A 19,331-nucleotide genomic window follows, 5' to 3' on the forward strand; every position below is an offset into this window, starting at 1 on the left:
CATTGTTCTTGTCCTACCGCCCTTCGGGCTGCTTGAGGACGTTTGGGCGTCCTGTCGGCAAGGCCGGTGCGGCGGGGCGGCTGCGGGGCTTAGCCAACGTCCGGCAGGGCGGTCTTCAGGTTCTCGGCGACCTTGTCGAGGAAGCCCTCGGTGGTCAGCCAGCCCTGCTGATCGCCGACCAGCAGCGCCAGGTCCTTGGTCATGAAGCCGGCCTCGACGGTGTCCACGACCACCTTCTCCAGGGTGTCGGCGAACTGGTCCAGGGCGGCGTTGCCGTCCAGCTTGGCGCGGTGCTTGAAGCCGCGCGTCCAGGCGAAGATCGAGGCGATCGAGTTGGTCGAGGTGGCCTCGCCCTTCTGGTGCTGGCGATAGTGGCGGGTCACGGTGCCGTGGGCGGCTTCCGTCTCCAGCACCTTGCCGTCCGGCGTCATCAGCACCGAGGTCATCAGGCCCAGCGAGCCGAAGCCCTGGGCCACGACGTCGGACTGCACGTCGCCGTCGTAGTTCTTGCACGCCCAGACGAAGCCGCCGGACCACTTCATCGCAGCGGCGACCATGTCGTCGATCAGGCGGTGCTCGTAGGTCAGGCCGCGCGCCTTGAACTCGGCGGCGTAGTGTTCGTCGAACACCTCCTGGAACAGGTCCTTGAAGCGACCGTCATAGGCTTTCAGGATCGTGTTCTTGGTCGACAGATAGACCGGGTAGTTGCGCTGCAGGCCATAGGCGAAGCTGGCGTGGGCGAACTCGCGGATCGAGGCGTCCTGGTTGTACATGGCCATGGCCACGCCGGCGCCCGGGGCCTTGTAGACCTCGTGCTCGATCACTTCGCCGTCCTCGCCGACGAACTTGATCGTCAGGGTGCCGGGACCGGGCATCAGGAAGTCGGTGGCCTTGTACTGGTCGCCGAAGGCGTGACGGCCGACGACGATCGGCTGGGTCCAACCCGGAACCAGGCGCGGCACGTTCGAGCATATGATCGGCTCGCGGAAGACCACGCCGCCCAGGATGTTGCGGATGGTGCCGTTCGGCGACTTCCACATCTTCTTCAGGCCGAACTCCTGCACGCGGGCTTCGTCCGGGGTGATGGTGGCGCACTTGACGCCGACGCCGTGCTTCTGGATCGCGTGGGCCGCGTCGATCGTCACCTGGTCGTCGGTGGCGTCGCGGTGCTCCATGCCAAGGTCGTAGTAGTCCAGCTCGAGATCCAGGAACGGGAAGACCAGCTTGTCCTTGATCATCTGCCAGATGATGCGGGTCATTTCGTCGCCGTCGATGTCGACGATGGGGTTTTCGACCTTGATCTTGGCCATGCGCGGTCCGCCTGTGACTGTGGGGAAGGGAATGTCGTGGCGGCGGTATAGCGAGGCCGCGCGCCCGCGCAAACCCCGCCGCCCGTCGTCGCCGCCCGGAATAACGCAGATCGGTCCTGAACCCTTTGCCGCCCCCGGACTTCTCTTGGGCCCAGCAACAGAGACGGACGGCAGGATGACGGAAGAAGAGCGCCAGCTGGTGGATCGCTGGATCGTCACCTTCTGCGAGGCGCCGCCCGTGGTCGATGCGGAACTGATGCGCAGGCTGATCGCTGAACAGGAAGCGACACAGCAGGAAGCACAGTCATGTCAGAAAAGACGTTCAAGGCCGGCGACAAGGTGAAGTGGGACCACAGCCAGGGCACCACGACCGGTAAGGTGGTCAAGAAGGTCACCTCGGAGACCAAGATCAAGGGCCACAAGGTTGCGGCCTCCAAGGACAATCCGGAGTATATCGTCGAGAGCGCCAAGACCGGCGCACGCGCGGCGCACAAGCCGTCGGAGTTGAAGAAGGCATGACCCTGAACGGCCAGTCGCGCGGCGTCGCCCTTTCGGCCCTTGTCCTGTCTACGCTGTCCATCGCCGGATGCGGAGACAGGGATGCGGCCAAGGCACCTGCCGCGACCAAGGCCGCCAGTCCATCTGCACCGGCCGCCGCTGCGCCTGTGCTGCAGATCCGCCCCGAGACCAAGACCTTCCGGGACTGGAGCGCCACTTGCGGCAACGACGGGACATGCTGGGCCTTCGGCTTTGCGCCAGAGTTCGCTGCCGGCTGGGTCCGTATCACCTTGGCGCCGGGCCCTGACGCCCAGCCGCAGATCCTCTTCGGCTATTGGCCCGACGGCGAGGCCAAGGGCGCCGGCCCCCTCAGCCTGACCATCGACGGCCGCGCCTATCCAGCCGTGCTCGGCGCGGCGAGCGACGCCGAGGCGCCCGTCGGTGAAATCCGCGACGGCGCCCGCACCGCCCTCGACGCCCTGGCCCAGGGCAAGGTCATGATCATTCGCGGCGCCTCGACCCAGGAGGTCTCGCTGCACGGCGCCGCCGCCGCCCTGTTGTGGATCGACGAGAAGCAGGGACGTCTGGATACGCCCAACGCCCTGATCCGACGCGGCGACCGTCCGGCCGCCCTTGTGCCGATCGCGCCGTCGCTGCCGACGGTGATGCCCGCTCCGGCCGTCGATCAGGCCGGGTTCGGCGATCAGAACCAGCGCCTGCCCGCAGCGCTGCGCGCCCGCACCGAGGTCGGCAATTGCCTCAAGGAATCCGCCACGCCCGACATCAGCGGCATGGTTATGTCCGCTCGTCTGGACGCCCGCACAGAGCTGTGGGCCGTGCCCTGCGGCGCCGGCGCCTACAACCTGACGCATAACTGGTATGTGACGGGGCCGGGCGGTCGTGACCCGCGACCTGCGGTCCTCGCCGGATCGGAAGGGTCGGGATCCGATCCTGTCATGCCCGACAACGCGACCATCAACGGCGCCTATGATCCCAAGACCCGCACCCTGTCAGCTTTCGCCAAGGCGCGCGGCCTGGGCGATTGCGGCGCGGCGCAGACCTGGGCCTGGACGGGGCAAGGCTTCACCCTGACGCAGGAAAGCGTGATGGGCGAATGCGCCGGCGTGCCGTCCGACCTGTGGCCTGTCAGTTGGCGCACGCGGTGAACGACCCGGAGGTTCTGATCATCGGCGCCGGCCCGGCCGGCCTGACGGCGGCGACGTATCTGGGTCGCTTTCGTCGGCGGACCCTGGTGGTGGATGGCGGCGCGCCGCGCGCCTGCTGGATTCCGCTCAGTCACAATATGCCGGGCTTTCCCGCTGGCGTCACCGGCGCAGACATCCTCAAGCGGATGCGCGAACAGGCCGAGGAGTATGGCGCGGTCGTCGAACCGGGTCGCGTCCAGCGGCTGACCCAGGACGGCGACGGCTTCGTCGCTGAGATCGATGACCGCGCTCTTCGCGCCCGCGCCGTCCTGCTGGCGACCGGCGTCGTCGATCACCATCCCGACTTGCCGGGCGTCGAGGACGCGGTGCGCAAGGCGCTGGTCCGCATCTGTCCCATCTGCGACGGCTATGAGGCGACCGACAAGGCCGTGGCCATCATCGGCCAGAGCGACAAGGGCGCGCGCGAGGCCGCCTTCATGCGCACCTATTCCGACCGTGTGACCCTGATCCATATCGGCGCGCCTGACGCCCTCAGCCGGCGTGACGAACTGGAACGGCTGGGTGTCGAACTGATCCTGGCGCCGCTGGACGCGATCGACATTGAGAACGACCGGGTAACGGCCCTGAGCTATGCCGGCCAGCGCCGCGCCTTCGATCTGGTGTATTCAGCGCTGGGCACATCGCCGAACGCCGATTTGGCCCGAGGGCTGGGCGCACGTCTGGCCGACGACGGCCGGTTGGAAGTCGATCTGCACCAGGCCACCAGCGTGCCGGGCCTGTATGCCGCCGGCGACGTGGTGCGCGGCCTCAACCAAATCGCCGTCGCAACCGCCGAAGCCGCCGTCGCCGCCACCGACATCCACAACCGCCTGCGCCAGGCCGAAGGCCTGACGGTCGCCGACTAGGCCTGTCCTCGGACCACGCGTTCGAGGACGGCCAGGGGCAAGGATCCGTTCTCCAGCACCTTGTCGTGGAAGGCCCGCAGATCGAAGCCGGGCCGGCCTTCGGCCTCTTTGCGCAGGCGCGCGATGACGGTGTGGCCGACCTTGTACGCGCAGGCCTGGCCGGGCCAGACGCAGTATCGGTTGATCTCGCTGTTGGACGCATCCAACGGCTTGGCGCCCGAGGCCGCCATATAGTCGACCGCCTGTTCACGGCTCCAGCGCTCGGAATGCAGGCCCGTGTCCACCACCAATCGCACGGCCCGGAACAGATAGGACATCAGGAGGCCGACCCGACCCAATGGATTGTCGGCATAGACATCCAGATCGTCAGCCGCCACCGCCTCGGCATACAGGGCCCAGCCTTCGTTATAGGCCGAGAAGCCGCCCGCCCGTCGCCATTGCGGCAGTTCGCCGGACTCACGCTGCAGCGCCACCTGAAGGTGATGCCCCGGCGAAGCCTCGTGATAGGTCAGGGTCGGCAAGGCGAAGCGCGGCCAATTTCCGCTGTCGCGCAGATTGATGTAGTAGGCGCCCGGCCGCGATCCATCCAGCGGCGGTCCCTGATAATAGCCGCCCGGCGCGCCCGACTGGATCGAGACCGGCACGCGCCGAATCTCGACGTGGGACTTGGGCAGACGGCCGAACACCTGGGGCAGTTTCGGCTCAAGATCGGCGACCAGCGTGTTCAGCCAGGCCAGCAGCTCGGCCTTGCCCGCATCGGTGTTGGCGAACAGTTGGGCCGGCTCCTTGTTCAGAGCCTGGATGCGTTCGCCGACCGTGCCCTGCGTATAGTCCTGCACCTTCAGGATGGCGTCGATCTCGGCGCTTATCTCGGCGACCTGTTCGCGGCCCAGCGCGTGAATTTCCTTGGCCGTCAAAGCTGTGGTCGTATTGGCCTTCAGCCCGGCGGCGTAGAAGGCCTCGCCGTCCGGCAGGCGCCAGACCCCGGCGTCGTGAGTGGCGCGCGGGCGCAGGGCCTCCAGCGCTTCGATCTGGGCGGCCAGGGCCGGCTTGACCTTCTGATCGACGATAGCGGCGGCGCGGGCCTCATAACCGGTCAGATTCAGTCCGGCGGTCTTGCGCGCCAAAGACTTCAGCATGGCCAGATCGGCGGCGGGCGTGTCGTGAAGGGTGCGGATCTGCGGCAGCATCCGGTCGATGATGAAGTCCGGCGGAATGACGCCCAGACCCGCATCTTCCTGAATCTTGGCCGTCTCGCCCTCCAGCACGCCGGAGAAGGCCTCGAGCCGTGACAGGAAGGCGTCGGCGCCCGCCGCGTCTTCGATCCGGTGCTGGTTATCGAGGAAGTCGGGCGTGCTGAAATAGGCGCCCGACAGCTGGGTCACGATATAGGGCGACGGGCGTCCCGGTCCCGCTCCGTAGTCGAAGCGCGCCGTCTGCGCGGCCGTCTCGGCTCCGAAGGCCGCGATGGCGTAGTTCAGCGCCCCGGCGGGCGACAGGCCGCTCTGGTCGAAGGCGTCCAACTGCGCCCAGCGGCTCACAGCCTTCTGACGATCCTTGCGGATGGCGGCCGGTCCGGCTTCGCTGAGCTTTGCCGAAAGCCCCGCCCGCGCGCCGCGGTCCAGGCCAAGGTTGGTCGCACCCTCCGGATTTTCGTCGATGTCCGCTTCGAACCAGCCGTCCAGCAGGCTGTTCAGGCGTCCGTCCGCATCGGCCGCGGTCGTCTGGGTCTGGGTCTGGGTCTGGGCTCGGGCCTGCGCTGCGGCGGGGGCGACAGCAGCCGTGGCGGCGGCGGTCAACAGAAGTCGGCGACGATCAATCATGCGGCAACTCTCAAAGGGCGGACGCATCGCGCCGACGCGTCCCGATCCTCTTCGTCGGCCCGGCGCGGCCGCGGGGCTCAGGCCTGGGTCGCGACCCAGCCGTCGACGATCCGTTCCAGCACCGACAGGGGCACGCCGCCGGCGGCGAGGGCGGTGTCATGGAAGCCCTTGATATCGAACATGGACCCCAGGCTGGTCTTGGCCTTTTCGCGCAGGCGGACCCATTCGTTGTGACCGACCTTGTAGGCGCAGGCCTGGCCCGGCCAGCCGCAATAGCGTTCGACCTCGGACGTCGCCGCGCCCTCCTGATCGCCATAGGCCTCCATCATGTAGCGGATGCCCTCTTCGCGGCTCCAGCCCTTGGAATGGATGCCGGTATCGACGACCAGGCGCGCGGCGCGGAACATCAGCGATTGCAGGTAGCCGATCTGACCGACCGGATCGTTCTCATAGGCGCCCAGTTCATCGGCCAGCTGTTCGGCGTACAGCCCCCAGCCCTCGACGTAGGACGAGAAGCCCAGCAGGTTCATCAGCAGCGGCGCCGACTCGCTCTCCTGCTGCAGGCTGATCTGCAAGTGGTGGCCCGGCGTCGCCTCGTGATAGGTCAGGGTCGGCAGGGTCCAGGACGGCCATTCCGCCGTGTCCTTCAGATTGATCCAGTAGATGCCGGGCCGCGTCCCATCCAGGCTGGGCGAGTTGTAATAGCCCATCGGCGCGCCGGCCTCGATCTCGGGCGGGACGCGCTTGATCTCGACCTTGGCCTTGGGCAGGCGGCCGAAGGCGTTGGGCAGGCGGGCCTGCATGTCGGCCATCTGGGCGTTCAGCTTGGCGATCAGCTCGGCCTTGCCGGCGTCGGTGTTGGCGTAGACGTATTTGGGATCGTCCCCCAGGGCCTTGATCCGCTCGGCGACGGAGCCCTGCGTCAGGCCTTGGGCCTTCAGCAGGACATCGGCGCGCGCCGTCAGATCCGCCATCTGTTCCACGCCGGTGCGGTGAATCTCGTCGGCGGTAAGCCGAGTCGTGGTGATGTAGCGCAGGCTGTTGGCGTAATACTGCTCGCCCTGCGGCAGGCGGCGCACCGAGGCCTCGTGCACGGCGTTCGGCTGGACCGCCTTCAGCACGGCGTTCTGGGCGGCCAGTGCCGGATAGACCCGCTCGGTCACAAGCCGTTCCACTTGGGCGCCCCAGTCGCCGGTCAGGCCCTTGGCGCGGACCCGGTCGATGACCGACTGGGTCAGGGGCGAGGTGGCCGCCGGCGTCGCCAGGACGCCGTCCTGCTGGCGGATGGCCTTGGCCAAGATGAAGTCGGGCGGGATGACGCCCAGCGCATAGTCTTCCTTCAGCCGATCCGTCTCGGCCAGCAGCACGTCGGCGAAGGCGTTGACGCGGGCGACATAGGCATCGGCGTCGGCGGCCGTCTCGATGGTGTGCTGGTTGGCCAGGAAGTCGGGCGTGGACTGATAGGCGCCGCCCTGCTGGCTGACGCGGTACGGATTGGGCCAGCCGCCCTGGCCGTAAGGGATGTCGTAGGTGGCGATCACCCCGTCCAGATTCTGGGTCAGGCTGTCGTAGTAGTTGGCGTTTCGCGCATCGAGTTTGGAGCGGTCGATGCGGGCCAGTTCCACGCGCTGGCGGCGGGTGAAGGCGCGCTGGTCGTCTTCCTCGGCGCGGGTCGGAACGGTCAGCCTGGACTTGGCGGCGGCGCGGTCGCCCGTGTCCAGGCCGAACATGGTGACGACCTCCGGGCTCTTGTCCAGCGTCTGCTCGAACGTGGCGTCCATGAAGGTCTTCAGCTGGGCGGCGGCGTCGCCCTGAGACGCCCCGGCCTGACGCGCGAAGGCGGGGCCGCCCACGGCGACGAGACCGGCGCCCAGGGCGGCGGACTGAAGAAGACGACGACGATCGAACATGGAACGGCCCCTCGAAACTGGATGCGGCAATGGAAACCGCATGGGCCGAAGCGGCAAGTGAAATCGCGGACAGTCTGTGCGCCGGACCAAAGAAAAAGGCCCGGCGGATCGCTCCGCCGGGCCTCATCAGTCTTGGATGCGAGGTCGCTAGTCGCGACGACGACGTCCGCGATCGCCGCCGCGATCACCGTCGCGCTTGGGACGACCGCCGGTGTCTTCCGACAGCGGGGCCTCGCCGCGCTCGGCGCGCTCGGCGTTGATCTTGTCCGTCAGATCTTCGCCGGTTTCCTGATCGACGACCTTCATCGACAGCTTGGTCTTGCCGCGATCGTCGAAGCCCAGGAACTTGACCTTGACCTCCTGGCCTTCCGACAGGACGTCGGCCGGGTTGGCGACGCGTTCCAGAGCGATCTGGGACACGTGGACCAGGCCGTCCTTGGCGCCGAAGAAGTTCACGAAGGCGCCGAAGTCCACGACCTTCACGACCTTGCCGGAGTAGATGGTTCCGACTTCCGGTTCCGAGGCGATGGACTGGATCCAGGCCTTGGCGGCGTCGATCTTATCTTGGTCGTTGGCGGCGACCTTGATGGTGCCGTCGTCGCCGATGTCGATCTTGGCGCCGGTCTTCTCGACGATCTCGCGGATGACCTTGCCGCCCGAACCGATGACTTCACGGATCTTGTCGACGGGGATCTTGACCGTTTCGATCTTGGGCGCGTGTTCGCCCAGTTCGGCGCGCGGCGCATCCATAGCCTTGGACATCTCGTCCAGGATGTGCAGGCGACCGGCCGAAGCCTGCGTCAGGGCCTGCTGCATGATCTCCTTGGTGATGCCGGCGACCTTGATGTCCATCTGAAGGCTGGTGATGCCTTCCGACGTGCCGGCGACCTTGAAGTCCATGTCGCCCAGGTGATCTTCGTCACCCAGGATGTCCGACAGGATGGCGAACTCGCCCGACGGCTCCAGGATCAGGCCCATGGCGATGCCCGAGACCGGACGGACCAGCGGCACGCCGGCGTCCATCAGGGCCAGCGACGAACCGCAGACCGTGGCCATCGAGGACGAGCCGTTCGACTCGGTGATCTCGGACACCAGACGGATGGTGTAGGGGAAGTCTTCCTTGGTCGGCAGCATCGGACGGATCGCGCGCCAAGCCAGCTTGCCGTGACCGATTTCGCGACGGCCGGGCGAACCCATCCGGCCCGCTTCACCCACCGAATAGGGGGGGAAGTTGTAGTGCAGCAGGAAGTTCTCTTTGTAGGTGCCCTGCAGGCTGTCGATGTACTGCTCGTCCTCGCCGGTGCCGAGGGTGGCGACGACCAGGGCCTGGGTTTCCCCACGCGTGAACAAGGCCGAACCGTGGGTGCGCGGCAGGACGCCGACTTCCGACACGATGGCGCGGACCTTGTCGAGGGCGCGGCCGTCGACGCGGTGCGCGTTCTCGATGATGTCGCGACGCAGGACTTCGGCTTCGCACTCCTTGAAGGCGGCCGAGAACTTGGAACCGTCGACGCCGTCGGGGTTCTCGTCGGTCTTCACCAGCTTGGCGGCGGCGGCCTTCTTGGCCGCGTCGACGCCCGAACGGCGCTCGTATTTGCCGGCGTGGGTGTAGGCGCTCTTGATGTCTTCGCCGACCAGCGACTTGATCGAGGCGACGACGTCGGAGTGATCTTCGGCCTGGAAGTCGAAGGGCTCCTTGGCGGCGTGTTCAGCCAGTTCGATGATGGCGTCGATCACCGGCTGCATGCCCGCATGCGCGAACATCAGGGCCTCGAGCATCTTCTCTTCCGACAGCTCCTTGGCTTCGGATTCGACCATCATCAGGGCGTCTTGCGTGCCGGCGACCACCAGGTCGAGGTCCGAGGACGGGATCAGGTCGATGGCCGGGTTCAGCACCAGCTCGCCGTCGATCAGGCCGACGCGCGCGGCGCCGATGGGGCCCATGAAGGGCACGCCCGAAATGGTCAGGGCGGCCGAGGCGGCGACCATGCCCAGAACGTCGGGGTCGTTTTCCATGTCGTGCTGCAGCACGGTCACGACGACTTGGGTCTCGTTCTTGAAGCCCTTGACGAACAGCGGGCGGATCGGACGGTCGATCAGGCGGGAAACCAGCGTTTCCTTCTCCGACGGACGGCCTTCACGCTTGAAGTAACCGCCCGGGATCTTGCCGGCGGCGAAGGTCTTTTCCTGGTAGTTGACGGTCAGGGGGAAGAAATCCAGGCCCGGCTTGGGCGCGCGGCCATAGACGACGGTGGCCAGAACCACGGTCTCGCCGTAGGTCGCCAGCACGGCGCCGTCGGCCTGGCGGGCGATGCGGCCCGTCTCCAGGGTCAGCGGGCGTCCGGCCCAGTCGATCGTCTTGCGTTTGATGTCGAACATATTTCGTCTTTCGTATCCCGGACGGCGTATTCCGTGCGGGGTCCCATCATGGGGCGGATGCGTCGGCGTTCAGTCCTTCGATCCAGAGGCCGCCGCGCCATCGCGACGACCGGGAGAGGACCGTCATGGCCCTCGCAGCTGCGCCGGTAAGTCCTGCGGCGCACAGGTCGTATCTTTGCAGTCGCGCTTCCACGGCGGCCAACCGGCAGCCACTGGGCCTGGAAGCGCTTAGTTGCACAACGAGGCGCGGACGTGACCGTCCGCGCCTCGAAAGCGTATTCTACACTGATCCGACGCCTTAGCGGCGCAGGCCCAGTTTGGAGATGAGCGCTTGGTAGCGGCCGGCGTCGACCTTGTTCAGGTGGTCGAGCAGGCGGCGACGTTGCGACACCATCTTCAGAAGGCCACGACGCGAGTGGTTGTCCTTCTTGTGGGTCTTGAAGTGTTCGGTGAGGTTGGCGATGCGTTCCGACAGGATCGCGACCTGAACCTCGGCCGAGCCGGTGTCGCCGGCGGAGCGGGCGTTATCGGCGATGATTTCGTGCTTGCGTTCAGCAGTAACCGACATCGAAAGAGTCCTTTCTTGGCCTATCGCGCTTTCGCGCTGCTTGAGGCCGTGGGGTCTCGGCCCTTGCCGAATGGCGTGGACCTAGAGGTTGAAAACGCGGTCGGGTTCTAGCCGGCCGGCCCGCAACTGACACAGCGCCACGAGGGTCTGGCCCTGAAAGGCTGAAACCGTGCGCGAACCGCCGGCAAGACGGTCTTTGAGGGTTTCCACCTGACGGGGGAGCAGAACGATCGGGCGTCCCTGCCGAAGCGAGAAGGCGTCCTGTTCCGTCACGGCCAGTTCCGGGATGTCGTCCAGAGCGGTCGCGACGGCAAGCAAGCCTTCCGAGGCGGCGCCCCTATGCACCATTTCCTCCAGAGAATCCAGAGTGACGGCGTTTTGCGTGCTGAACGGGCCGACGCGCTCGCGTCGCAAGGCGCTGACATGACCCTCGGCGCCGAGGGCTGCGGCCAGATCACGGGCCAACGAGCGGACATAGACGCCCTTGCCGGTATGGATGGTCAGTTCGACGTGGTCGGCGTCGGGCGCGGCCGTCACCTCGGCCGAATGGATGACCACACGGCGGGCCTGAAGCTCGAACGCCACCCCGTCGCGGGCCAGGTCGTAGGCGCGGGCGCCGTCCACCTTGATCGCGGAAAAGCGCGGCGGCGTCTGGTCGATCTCGCCGACGAAGGCCGGCAAGGCGGCCTTCACCTGATCGACCGTGGGGCGCACGTCGGAGCGGCCGATGATTTCGCCCTCGCGGTCCACGCTGTCGGTCGAGACGCCCCAGTTGATGGTGAAACGATAGACCTTCTGCGCCTCCATCATCATCGGCACGGTCTTGGTCGCCTCGCCCAGGGCGATGGGCAGGATGCCGCTGGCCAGCGGGTCCAGCGTCCCGGCGTGACCGGCCTTCTGGGCGTTGAACAGGCGACGGATGCGGCTGACGGCCTCGGTCGATCCCATCTCGAACGGCTTGTCCAGGCAGACCCAGCCGTCGACGATGTCGCCCTTCTTCTTGCGGGCCATTACGCTGGGCCTACCGCGCTTCGCGCTGCTTGAGGCCCGAGGATCATTGATCGCCCTCGTCTTCGTCGCGGCGTTCCAGGTCGGCGCGGACGCGGGGATCGTCGAACAGGCGGTCCATATGGGTCGCGGCGTCGAAGCTTTCGTCGTGGCGGAAACGCAGGTCGGGCGTGAACTTCATGTCCAGCCGGCGACCCAGCTGGCCGCGCAGGAATTTGGCGTGGACGTTCAGCGCCTTGATGATCTCGCTCTCGTGGCCGGCCGTGGGCGCGGTCTCGACCCCGGCGCCCAGCGGCTCGACGAAACAGGTGGCGTGCTTCAGGTCGGGCGACAGGCGCACCTCGGTCACGGTGACGGAAACGCCGACCAGGGCCGGGTCGTGGATATCCTCTTCGCGCAGAATGTCGACCAGGGCGTGACGGATCAGCTCGCCGGCGCGCAACTGGCGCTGGCTGGGTCCAGCAGGACCGGAGGCGTTGCGGGTGTGTTGCTTGTGGGCCATCGGCCTCTCCTTATTGTTCGCCCGCTGGGGATCGGACCCGGCCGGATAGGCGAAAGTCGGGCGGTCTAGTCCCGCAGCGGGGGTCTGTCCAGTTTTCGCGCCCGTTCGGCTGCCCGAACCGAGCGCATCACCTCACCCGAGGTGATCGCCGGAACCGGACGGATCGCCACGCCGCCGGCGTTCAGCACGCCGGCAGTCCAGTGATTGCACAGATGCAGGATGGAGAAGGTCTCGCGACTGGCGAAGAAGCGCGCGTCGTCGCCGAGCCGCAGGGCTGCGATGCGCGGCCGGCCGTTCGACAGATCAAGCGAGGCCTCGACCCGCGCGGCCAGACGCTCGAACTGGGCGCGGCTCAGGCTCAGGGCGGCGCTGTCTTCGCCATAGGCCAGGCGCGGATCCTCGCGTCGAGGGGCCAGCATCAGCACCGATCGATTGCCGGGATGCAGGAAGGCGCGCGCCCCGTCGGGCAAGCGATCCGAAATCGGCCGCTGATCGACGTAGAATTTCGCATCGCCCCAGCCGATAAGGATCCAGTCGCCGGGCGCCAAGGATTGGACTGCAAGCGCCAGAGGACCGCCGCGGCGTTCAAGCGCGGCGCGCGGGACGGCGATATCGGTGTGAAAGCCGTTGTCGAGCACAAGGATGGCGACAGTATCCGTCGCTTCACGATCCTCCGCGCCCGGCCGGGTCCAGGTCATAAGCGCGGCGACCAGTCCGACCAGCGTCGCCAGCACCAGAGCTCGCATCATCGGCTGAGGTCCAGGACGGCGCACAGGCGGTCGTCGGCCAACATGGCGCCCGGCGGCGGTCCCTGTCGCACCGGCATCAGGACAAAGCCGTCGCGCCGCACGGCCAAGGCCAGCCATCCGACGGGATGAGCGGCGCACAGCCGCGTGTCTTCGTCAGACGTCACGCGCCGCACCTCGATCTGGACCATCGGCGGCACGGCCATGGCCTCGGTGAAACTTTTGGAGACGCTGGCCGGCTGATCCGCCTGAACCAGCCGATGCGGCGCCGAGGTCAGGCGGCCCCCCTTGGTCGTGCTCAGCGCGCCGCCGTCAACGTCGAGCGCCATGTCGGAATTCGTCGCGCCGTAGCGCCCGGAAAGCACGACCTCCCCGACCTCGACCTGTCCGGACGCGCGAGATCTGGTGGAGAGGTCGGTCGGAGCGATCAGGCGGTTCAGGGCCGGTTCGACCACCAGGGCGCCCAGCATGAACAGAGCAAAGGCGCCCGCGCCGACCGCCGCGATCCATTTCAGCGATGGGGCGCCAGATGGCGGGGCGGTCGCGCTCATGCGGCCAACCTAGGGGAACAGGGGTTGAGGAATGGTCACCCGCCCCCGAAAGCCCCTAGTTGCGGCCGGGACGACGGGTCGGATCGCTGAGCTGGAACAGGCGCGCCGACAGGCCGGACGCGGGTTGCAGCGAGGTCAGCTGGGTCCGTGTGCGGGCGCCTTGCGGATCGGTGATGGTCCACTCTTGCAAACGCATCGGATTGCCGGCGAAGGCCAGCACGACCTGACCGTCGTTAGGGCGGTTGGAATCCCGCGCCGTGATGGCGAAGGCGCCCGAGGCCATCCGGGTCACGCGCTCGATGCGCACGCCCTGGTCCAGTCGCACATTGCGCGCCAGGAAGGTCGACAGCGGGGTGCGACCCAGCGGCACCTGCTGGAAGCTGTTCAGACGCGGGTCGTAGCGTTTGACGTTATAGCCGTCCGACACCACCAGCAGACCGGCCGGGTTGGTGTATTCGAAGCGCATCTTGCCGGGACGCTGCAAATAGAAGCGGCCCTGGCGCGTCTGGCCGTTCGGGCCCGTTTCGGTGAAGGTCCCTTGCGCCGAGGTCAGGGCCTGAAGATAGCCCTGCGCCTGTTGCACCACGGCGCGATCCTCGGCCGACAGGTTGGCCTGGGCGTGGGCGGCGTCGAAGGCGCCCAGCGCGATCAGGCCGGTCGTCAGGCCGGCGCCCAGCAGCAAGCTGCGGCGGTGCAGGTCGGGGGTGGCCATAGCCACGGTCTTGGCGCGCGAGGTCATGAAGTTCGTCTCCCGTTCGGGATGGTTGTCGATCCTGCCGTCTTGCCCGGTCGGCTTGGCGTCGGAATGACGCGAGCCTGACCATATTCCGGCGCTGCGATGAAGCCCTGTTCATCGAAATGCTGAAGCTTGGACGCGATAGCGGGTCAGACAACGGCTCCGAGCCGCAGCCGTTCCTCGATTTCCGTCACACCATCGGCGGCGGGCCGGCCAGGACATCGCGCTTGCCGGCGTGGTTGGCGGGGCTGACCACGCCTTCCTGCTCCATCCGCTCGATCAGGGAGGCGGCGCGGTTGTAGCCGATCTGGAGCCGACGCTGAACGTAGCTGGTCGAGGCCTTGCGGTCGCGGGTGACCACGGCGACCGCGCGGTCGTACAGGTCGTCGCCGGAGCCTCCGCCGCCGCCTTCGTCGAAACCGTTGTCTCCGTCGCCGTCCGGCTCGTCGGTGATCAGATCCAGATAGTCGGGCTCGGCCTGCGCCTTCAGGTGTTTGCAGACGTCCTCGACTTCCTTGTCGTCGACGAACGGGCCGTGCAGACGGGTGATGCGCCCGCCGCCGGCCATGTAGAGCATGTCGCCCTGGCCCAGCAGCTGCTCGCCGCCCTGTTCGCCCAGGATGGTGCGGCTGTCGATCTTGGACGTGACCTGGAAGGAGATGCGGGTCGGGAAGTTGGCCTTGATGGTGCCGGTGATGACGTCGACCGACGGGCGCTGGGTCGCCATGATGAGGTGGATGCCGGCGGCGCGGGCCATCTGAGCCAGACGCTGAACCGCGCCCTCGACGTCCTTGCCGGCGACCAGCATCAGATCGGCCATTTCGTCCATGACCACGACCAGGAAGGGCAAGGGCTCGGGCCGGATCTTCTCGGATTCGTAGACCGGGCGGCCCTGGTCGTCGAAGCCGGTCTGGACCGTGCGTTCGAAATGCTCGCCCTTGGCCTGGGCCTCGCGGGCGCGTTCGTTGTAGCTGGCGATGTTGCGCACCCCCAGTTTGGACATGCGGCGATAGCGATCCTCCATCTCGCGCACCGTCCATTTCAGGGCGACGACGGCCTTCTTCGGATCGGTCACGACCGGCGCCAGCAGGTGCGGGATGCCGTCATAGACCGACAGCTCCAGCATCTTGGGGTCGATCATGATGAAGCGGCATTCGGCCGGGCTGTGGCGATACAGGATCGACAGGATCATGGCGTTGACCCCGACCGACTTGCCCGAGCCGGTGGTGCCCGCGATCAGCAGGTGCGGCATCCGCGCCAGGTCGGCGACATAGGGTTCGCCGCCGATGGTCTCGCCCAGGGCCAGGGGCAGCAGATGGCCCTTCTTGTCGTATTCGGCGCTGGCCAGAAGGTCGCGCAGATAGACGGTCTCGCGCTTGGCGTTCGGCAGTTCGATGCCGATGGCGTTGCGGCCTTGGACCACGGAAATCCGACAGGCGCGGGCGGACATCGACCGGGCGATATCGTCGGCCAGAGCGACCACGCGGCCGTGCTTCACGCCCGGCGCGGGCACCAGTTCATAGAGCGTCACGACAGGGCCGGGTCGAATCTGGTCGATCATGCCGCGCACGCCGAACTCCTGCAGCACGCCTTCCAGCATCTTGGCGTTCTGCTTCAGAGACTCCTCGTCGACCGAGGCGGTGCGCTGACCGGGTTTGCTCAATATGCCCAGCGGCGGCAGGTCGAAATCACCCTCGGGCCGAGTGAAGTCGAAGGCCTGCTGGTCCACGTCGTCCTTGCGGGCCTTGGGCGCCTTGACCGCGGCGACGCGCGGCTCGACCGAGCGTGCGGCCGAGGGGCGGGGCGCGGGCTGGACGGCGTCGTCCTCCCAAGGCGGCAGGTCGTCATAGGCGGTCTGAGGCGGCTCTTCGGCATAGGTCGGGGCCGGCGGCGTCTCTTCCGGTGGGGCGGCGCGGGGCGCTCGGGCCTTGGCGGGCGCCTTTTGGCGGGCGGCCTGGGGCTTCGGCTGAGGCGACGCGGGTGCGCGCAACGACTTGCTCCAGTGCAGGGCGTCCAGGAAATCCATGGCGCGCAGGCCGATGGCGAAGCCGACCAGCCACAGCCCGGCGATCAGGAACACGAGGCCCGCAATGATGCGGCCGCCGGGGATATGCAGTGCGCCGAGACCGCGCGCCGCCAGGCCTGTCACCGCATCGCCCCACAGACCGCCCAGACCCGCCGCCAGAGGCCAGGCGGCGGGCGCGGCCAGGGCGGCGAGCGCGCTGGACAGCAGCAACACCCCGCCGGTCGCGGCCAAGGCTTTCAACGGCGTGGGCTTGAGCCTTTGCTGGATCGCATCGCCGACCGCGCGCGCCAGGCCGAAGGCGACCAGCAGCAGGGCGGCGGGCCAGGCCGCGAGACCCAGCGACTGCATGAACAGGTCGGCGAACAGGGCGCCGTTGGACCCCAGCCAGTTGGTCGTCGGCAGGCTGGAGGCCGCATTCATACTGGCGTCTGCCGGATTCCACGACATCAGGGCGACCAGCAGCAGGGTCGCCAGAAGAGCCTGAAGCACCCCCCTGAACCGCACCACGAAGGGCGCGTCCCACAGGATGCGGGCGCTGATCCAGGCCTGACGGCCGATGACGAGGGCGGTGGACATGAAGGGTCGAACCTTCCGGCGGCTGACGTTCAACCGCCTTTGTCGCACTCACAGGGTTAAGGGGCTGTTTACCAGCTTGGCCTTGGCGATGGACAAACCGTCCTCTGGACCTTTGGCCGCGACGGCGCGACAAGCCTTCCATGGCTGACACCGAACGCTACGACATCGTCATCGCCGGCGCGGGGCTGACCGGCGCGGCCTTCGCCCTCGCGGCGGCGCAAGGCGGGTTGAAGGTCGTGATGATCGATCCGCAGCCGTTCAGCGCCCAGCTGGCGCCGACCTTCGACGGGCGTTCGACCGCCGTCGCCTTTTCGACGTTCCGCATGCTGGACGCGCTTGACCTGGGCGAAACCCTGCGTCCCCACGCCTGTCGGATGGACCATATTCTGGTGACGGACGGGCGTCGGCCGGGCGCGGCCAGCCGGTCCGCCTCGCCCGCCTTCCTGCGCTTCGACGCCGACGAGATCGGCGGCCGCACCGGCGGCGAGCCGCTGGGCTACATGGTCGAGAACCGTCGCATCCGTGCGGCTCTGGCCGAGGCGGTGACGCGCGCGGGCATCGCGGTGCGGGCGCCGGCCTCTGTCGCCAGCGTCGAGACGGATGCGGGCAAGGCGACCGTGACCCTGGCCGATGGATCGACCCTGATCGCGCCGCTGGTCGTCGGCGCCGAGGGGCGGGGATCGACGGTGCGTCGTGCGGCAGGGATCGAGACCGTCGGCTGGGGCTATGGTCAGAGCGGCGTGGTGGCCACGGTGCGGCTGGGTCGCGACCACGGCAATGTCGCCCACGAATATTTCCTGCCCAGCGGCCCCTTCGCCATCCTGCCCCTCACCGATCAGCGCGCCAGCCTGGTCTGGACCGAGACGACCCGACGGGGCGAGGCGTTGCGCGACGCCTCGGACGACGCCTTCCACGCCCATCTGATGCGGCGGTTCGGGGAGTTTTTGGATGGGGCGACGGTCGAGGGGCCGCGCTTCGTCTATCCGCTGTCGCTGAGCCTGGCGGAAAAACTGATCGCCCCGCGCATCGCCCTGATCGGGGATGCGGCGCACGGCGTTCACCCCGTCGCCGGCCAGGGCCTGAACATGGGGCTGAAGGATGCGGCGGCTCTGGCCGAGGTTCTGGCCGAGGCCGCGCGTCTGGGCGAGGACATCGGGTCGGAAACCGTTCTGGAGCGCTATGCGCGATGGCGCCGGTTCGACAATGCGGCCCTGGCGGCGGGTTTCGACGCCTTCGTACGTCTGTTCTCGAACGACATCGCGCCGGTGCGTCTGGCGCGCGACCTGGGCATGGCCGCGGTCAACCGCATTGGCGCTCTGCGCCGCGCCTTCATGCAGGAGGCGGGCGGCGCGACAGGCGACTTGCCTCGCCTGCTGCGCGGCGAGGCCGTCGTTTAGTTCAACTGCATCCGCACGCGCTCGAAGGTCGTGAACCGCCGCGCCTCCTCGACGCCGTCCAGACCCTGGGCGCGCGCCAGGGCGTGCAGAGAGCCCGCGAGCGCCCCCTGCTTCTCGCGCGCCGAGGCGACATCGAGCCACGGCCGGTGGTCTTCGGGGTCCAGCAGGGCACGACGCAGGGCCGACCGCTCGGCGCCCTCATAATCCCGACCGCGAATGGCGCGGCTGAACAGCACGTTCTGCAGCCGGATCAGCGACTGACGATCCGTCACTGGCGCCATCAGAAGATCCAGCCGATCCGCGACGTGCGGCATCAGACCGGCGCGAAGCGCGCGCCGCGTCAGTTCGCTGGGCAGGATCAGCCGCCCCTGGCTGAACGGATCCAGGGCGACGGGACCTTCCGGCGTCTCTACGCGAACCATGAAATGGCCGGGAAAATCGACGCCGGCCGCCGTGATGCCGGCCGCGCGCGCCGCGTGCAGATAAAAGACCGCCAGCACGGCGGACAGGCCGCGCCGACGGTCGGCGACTGCGATGATGTCGGTGTTGTCGGGATGGTCGTAATGGATCAGGTCGCCGTTCAGCCGCAGGTCGGCGCACAGGGTTTCGGCCAGGGCCTCGTCGGGCCCTTCGCCGCCAATCCGCTCCTTCAGCCGCTCGCAGGCGTTGCGGGCCAGGGCGCGAACAGGCTCGGGATCACGCAACGGATGGTCATGGATCGCGCAGGCGATCGCCGCCTCCAGCAAGGGGAAGGCGTCGTCTTCGGCCTGACCGGCGGCGGTCAGGACGGCCTCGGCCTCCTCGCGCGTCATGCGATCCCCTCGTCAGCGCCTCTCGACGCCGCGAAGATGACGTGGAACGCGCCAGGGAGCCAGCGCCACCATATCAATTCTCAATTCCAGACGTTGCAGACCCGGCCGATTGCGCCGGATCGCCTCGCCCGCTGCGACCAGTCGATCGTATTGGGTCGGCTTCAGCGCCAGCAGGGCCGCCTCCATCGTCGCGCGGCGCTTGACCTCGACCACCGCTAGCACCGGACCGCGACAGACCAGCAGGTCGATCTCGCCGGCCCGGCTCTTCAGACGGAACCCCAGCACGCGATAGCCGCGCAGAATCAGCCAGAAGGCTGCGATCCATTCGGCGGCATGACCGGACTTGAACGCCGTCCCGCCCTTCGCCTGACGCCACGCCGCCTTGGGGCGACCGACTGGCGCGGGACGCGACAGGCGT

18 protein-coding genes are annotated in these 19,331 nt (G+C 67.7%); 5 read left to right on the plus strand and 13 right to left on the minus strand.

From position 1 onward, the window contains the following. Positions 1 to 89 precede the first annotated feature (89 nt). Positions 90 to 1,310, minus strand: coding sequence for an NADP-dependent isocitrate dehydrogenase (locus KAK88_RS01940; protein ID WP_039246750.1), 1,221 nt, complete (start codon positions 1,308 to 1,310; stop codon positions 90 to 92). A gap of 175 nt (positions 1,311 to 1,485) precedes the next feature. Between KAK88_RS01940 and KAK88_RS01945 the strand changes: the two genes are divergently transcribed. The 4 genes from KAK88_RS01945 to KAK88_RS01960 are packed head-to-tail and all read left to right on the plus strand — an operon-like array spanning position 1,486 to position 3,879. Then, entirely contained in the window at positions 1,486 to 1,653 is a 168-nt protein-coding gene (locus tag KAK88_RS01945) for a hypothetical protein (protein ID WP_242077654.1), read from the plus strand. Continuing rightward, a complete protein-coding gene (locus tag KAK88_RS01950) occupies positions 1,617 to 1,829 on the plus strand; it encodes a DUF2945 domain-containing protein (protein ID WP_017506660.1) in 213 nt (70 codons plus the stop codon). The genes KAK88_RS01945 and KAK88_RS01950 overlap by 37 nt, the downstream gene beginning before the upstream one ends. Then, a complete protein-coding gene (locus tag KAK88_RS01955; RefSeq protein WP_242077655.1) occupies positions 1,826 to 2,974 on the plus strand; it encodes a DUF1176 domain-containing protein in 1,149 nt (382 codons plus the stop codon). Before KAK88_RS01950 ends, KAK88_RS01955 begins: the two co-directional genes overlap by 4 nt. Next, positions 2,971 to 3,879, plus strand: coding sequence for an NAD(P)/FAD-dependent oxidoreductase (locus KAK88_RS01960; protein WP_277928817.1), 909 nt, complete (start codon positions 2,971 to 2,973; stop codon positions 3,877 to 3,879). The genes KAK88_RS01955 and KAK88_RS01960 overlap by 4 nt, the downstream gene beginning before the upstream one ends. On the opposite strand, the gene KAK88_RS01965 is transcribed toward KAK88_RS01960, so the two are convergent. From KAK88_RS01965 to KAK88_RS02010, 10 genes are all read right to left on the minus strand, one after another. Next, positions 3,876 to 5,702 carry a DUF885 domain-containing protein gene (locus tag KAK88_RS01965; protein ID WP_242077657.1) on the minus strand — a complete coding sequence of 609 codons (1,827 nt, stop codon included), beginning with the start codon at positions 5,700 to 5,702 and terminating at the stop codon, positions 3,876 to 3,878. The two genes, KAK88_RS01960 and KAK88_RS01965, sit on opposite strands and share 4 nt — an antisense overlap. 77 nt (positions 5,703 to 5,779) lie before the next feature. Continuing rightward, the gene (locus tag KAK88_RS01970) at positions 5,780 to 7,612 is read right to left on the minus strand and encodes a DUF885 domain-containing protein (RefSeq protein ID WP_242077658.1); all 1,833 of its coding nucleotides are present in this window, start codon (positions 7,610 to 7,612) and stop codon (positions 5,780 to 5,782) included. 147 nt (positions 7,613 to 7,759) lie between these two features. Then, positions 7,760 to 9,991 carry a polyribonucleotide nucleotidyltransferase gene (gene pnp, locus KAK88_RS01975; protein ID WP_242077659.1) on the minus strand — a complete coding sequence of 744 codons (2,232 nt, stop codon included), beginning with the start codon at positions 9,989 to 9,991 and terminating at the stop codon, positions 7,760 to 7,762. Between the two features lie 298 nt (positions 9,992 to 10,289). Next, positions 10,290 to 10,559, minus strand: coding sequence for a 30S ribosomal protein S15 (gene rpsO / locus KAK88_RS01980; RefSeq protein ID WP_017506665.1), 270 nt, complete (start codon positions 10,557 to 10,559; stop codon positions 10,290 to 10,292). A gap of 81 nt (positions 10,560 to 10,640) precedes the next feature. Beyond that, positions 10,641 to 11,570 (minus strand): tRNA pseudouridine(55) synthase TruB, encoded by a 930-nt coding sequence (gene truB / locus KAK88_RS01985; protein WP_242077660.1) that lies wholly within the window; start codon positions 11,568 to 11,570, stop codon positions 10,641 to 10,643. A 43-nt stretch (positions 11,571 to 11,613) separates the two neighbouring features. Next, complete coding sequence (gene rbfA, locus KAK88_RS01990; protein WP_242077661.1) at positions 11,614 to 12,069, minus strand: 30S ribosome-binding factor RbfA; 456 nt, start codon at positions 12,067 to 12,069, stop codon at positions 11,614 to 11,616. Positions 12,070 to 12,134: 65 nt separating this feature from the next. Beyond that, positions 12,135 to 12,818: a DUF2459 domain-containing protein gene (locus tag KAK88_RS01995; RefSeq protein ID WP_242077662.1), complete on the minus strand. Its 684-nt coding sequence runs from the start codon at positions 12,816 to 12,818 to the stop codon at positions 12,135 to 12,137. Next, positions 12,815 to 13,366 carry a hypothetical protein gene (locus KAK88_RS02000; RefSeq protein WP_242077663.1) on the minus strand — a complete coding sequence of 184 codons (552 nt, stop codon included), beginning with the start codon at positions 13,364 to 13,366 and terminating at the stop codon, positions 12,815 to 12,817. Before KAK88_RS02000 ends, KAK88_RS01995 begins: the two co-directional genes overlap by 4 nt. Positions 13,367 to 13,421: 55 nt before the next feature. Beyond that, entirely contained in the window at positions 13,422 to 14,105 is a 684-nt protein-coding gene (locus KAK88_RS02005) for a LolA family protein (protein ID WP_242077664.1), read from the minus strand. A 187-nt stretch (positions 14,106 to 14,292) separates the two neighbouring features. Further along, positions 14,293 to 16,704, minus strand: coding sequence for an FtsK/SpoIIIE family DNA translocase (locus tag KAK88_RS02010; RefSeq protein WP_242077665.1), 2,412 nt, complete (start codon positions 16,702 to 16,704; stop codon positions 14,293 to 14,295). A gap of 140 nt (positions 16,705 to 16,844) precedes the next feature. Between KAK88_RS02010 and KAK88_RS02015 the strand changes: the two genes are divergently transcribed. Continuing rightward, on the plus strand, positions 16,845 to 18,101 hold the full coding sequence (locus tag KAK88_RS02015; RefSeq protein ID WP_242077666.1) for a UbiH/UbiF/VisC/COQ6 family ubiquinone biosynthesis hydroxylase: 1,257 nt from the start codon (positions 16,845 to 16,847) through the stop codon (positions 18,099 to 18,101). On the opposite strand, the gene KAK88_RS02020 is transcribed toward KAK88_RS02015, so the two are convergent. Beyond that, positions 18,098 to 18,913: a SirB1 family protein gene (locus KAK88_RS02020; RefSeq protein ID WP_242077667.1), complete on the minus strand. Its 816-nt coding sequence runs from the start codon at positions 18,911 to 18,913 to the stop codon at positions 18,098 to 18,100. The two genes, KAK88_RS02015 and KAK88_RS02020, sit on opposite strands and share 4 nt — an antisense overlap. Before the next feature lie 12 nt (positions 18,914 to 18,925). Then, positions 18,926 to 19,327 (minus strand): YraN family protein, encoded by a 402-nt coding sequence (locus tag KAK88_RS02025; protein ID WP_431307211.1) that lies wholly within the window; start codon positions 19,325 to 19,327, stop codon positions 18,926 to 18,928. Positions 19,328 to 19,331: the final 4 nt, after the last annotated feature.

It is taken from the genome of Brevundimonas diminuta, from assembly GCF_022654015.1.
Lineage (GTDB): Bacteria > Pseudomonadota > Alphaproteobacteria > Caulobacterales > Caulobacteraceae > Brevundimonas > Brevundimonas diminuta_C.

Coding starts and splice junctions, on each gene's coding strand:
- KAK88_RS01940 (WP_039246750.1), bottom strand. CDS start 1,310: ATGGCCAAGATCAAGGTCGAAAACCCCATCGTCGACATCGACGGCGAC.
- KAK88_RS01945 (WP_242077654.1), top strand. CDS start 1,486: ATGACGGAAGAAGAGCGCCAGCTGGTGGATCGCTGGATCGTCACCTTC.
- KAK88_RS01950 (WP_017506660.1), top strand. CDS start 1,617: ATGTCAGAAAAGACGTTCAAGGCCGGCGACAAGGTGAAGTGGGACCAC.
- KAK88_RS01955 (WP_242077655.1), top strand. CDS start 1,826: ATGACCCTGAACGGCCAGTCGCGCGGCGTCGCCCTTTCGGCCCTTGTC.
- KAK88_RS01965 (WP_242077657.1), bottom strand. CDS start 5,702: ATGATTGATCGTCGCCGACTTCTGTTGACCGCCGCCGCCACGGCTGCT.
- KAK88_RS01970 (WP_242077658.1), bottom strand. CDS start 7,612: ATGTTCGATCGTCGTCGTCTTCTTCAGTCCGCCGCCCTGGGCGCCGGT.
- pnp (WP_242077659.1), bottom strand. CDS start 9,991: ATGTTCGACATCAAACGCAAGACGATCGACTGGGCCGGACGCCCGCTG.
- rpsO (WP_017506665.1), bottom strand. CDS start 10,559: ATGTCGGTTACTGCTGAACGCAAGCACGAAATCATCGCCGATAACGCC.
- truB (WP_242077660.1), bottom strand. CDS start 11,570: ATGGCCCGCAAGAAGAAGGGCGACATCGTCGACGGCTGGGTCTGCCTG.
- rbfA (WP_242077661.1), bottom strand. CDS start 12,069: ATGGCCCACAAGCAACACACCCGCAACGCCTCCGGTCCTGCTGGACCC.
- KAK88_RS01995 (WP_242077662.1), bottom strand. CDS start 12,818: ATGATGCGAGCTCTGGTGCTGGCGACGCTGGTCGGACTGGTCGCCGCG.
- KAK88_RS02000 (WP_242077663.1), bottom strand. CDS start 13,366: ATGAGCGCGACCGCCCCGCCATCTGGCGCCCCATCGCTGAAATGGATC.
- KAK88_RS02005 (WP_242077664.1), bottom strand. CDS start 14,105: ATGACCTCGCGCGCCAAGACCGTGGCTATGGCCACCCCCGACCTGCAC.
- KAK88_RS02010 (WP_242077665.1), bottom strand. CDS start 16,704: ATGTCCACCGCCCTCGTCATCGGCCGTCAGGCCTGGATCAGCGCCCGC.
- KAK88_RS02015 (WP_242077666.1), top strand. CDS start 16,845: ATGGCTGACACCGAACGCTACGACATCGTCATCGCCGGCGCGGGGCTG.
- KAK88_RS02020 (WP_242077667.1), bottom strand. CDS start 18,913: ATGACGCGCGAGGAGGCCGAGGCCGTCCTGACCGCCGCCGGTCAGGCC.